The 1,080-nt window shown below is 60.7% G+C and carries 2 protein-coding genes; one reads left to right on the forward strand and one right to left on the reverse strand.

All coding sequences use genetic code 11. The features are described 5' to 3' along the window. Positions 1-236: hypothetical protein (locus tag ACFV20_RS37180; protein ID WP_385665609.1), on the reverse strand; the 236-nt coding region annotated here is incomplete at its 3' end. Positions 237-532: 296 nt separating this feature from the next. On the opposite strand from ACFV20_RS37180, the gene ACFV20_RS37185 reads away from it, so the two are divergent. After that, positions 533-1,080 (forward strand): TetR/AcrR family transcriptional regulator C-terminal domain-containing protein (locus tag ACFV20_RS37185; RefSeq protein ID WP_385665612.1); only part of this gene is annotated, 548 nt, incomplete at its 3' end.

The raw sequence follows: 1,080 nt of genomic DNA on the forward strand, positions 1-1,080 counted from the left end.
GAGCTATGGAGAATGTAGTCCGTGGCGGCCGGTCCCGTGATGCCCAAGCGATGGAGGTCAACGTGGTGTTCTTTCATGGCCACGTGGAAGTCCGTTTCCGGTTTCGGCGTCCTGCCGTTGAGGAGGCACCAGCTGATGTACAGCCCGTAGAGCTGCTCCTCGACGAGGCCGTTCGTGGGGTCCGGATCCTCGGTGGTGGCCTCGATGAGGAATCGTTGAAAATGTGATGCGTCCATGGTTCGACTTTCAGTGAGGCGTGCGGCTGCCCGGCAAGTGCGTGGTGACGTGCCGGCTGCGTGATGGCGCGGTGGGGCCAGCGTTCGTGCGGACATGGCGGCACGGGGCCAGAAGGTGCAGGACGCCCTGCGAGGGGAATTCCGCTGATGCGGTGTAAAAGTCGCTGCTGACCACTACACTGTAGACATAACACGTAGATTTGTGCTCGTATCTACAGCGTAGACCTACAGTGAATCCTGAACAAGAGCCTCCGGGGGATTTCTGCGGGGCTCATCGGAGGCAGGAGACGTGTGCCATGACAGATACAGAAATCCCCACAGCCCAGGTGCCTGTGCGCAGGCTCAGCCGTCAGGCGGTCCTCGGCGCGGCCTTGGAATTGGTGGACAAGCACGGGCTGGACGCGCTCAGCATGCGGCGGCTCGGGCAGATGCTGGGCCGGGATCCCATGACTGTTTACCGATACGCGGCCAACCGGAAGGAACTCCTCGCCGGGGTGGCCGAATTGGTGCTGGAAGAACTTGAGGTCTTCCCGGACGAAACACACTGGCAATCGCAACTCCGCGGGATGGCACACGAACTGCGGAGGGTGTGCCTAAGACACCCGAACGTTGTCCCACTGCTGGTGACAGGGCCTCTGTCAACGCCTTTGGGACTCCGACCCGCGGGGACCTTGAAACCCTTGGAGCAGATCCTGAGGATTTTGATCGGTGCAGGGTTCAATCCGGCAGACGCCCTGCATATTTACCGGGCCTTCTACGGCTTCCTGTACGGACACATCCTCAACGAACTTCAGGAACTCATCGTGGATCCCGATGAAAACGAGGCGCTCCTGCGGCTTGGACT

The organism is Streptomyces sp. NPDC059696 (assembly GCF_042733745.1).
In the GTDB taxonomy this organism is placed as follows: Bacteria; Actinomycetota; Actinomycetes; order Streptomycetales; family Streptomycetaceae; genus Streptomyces.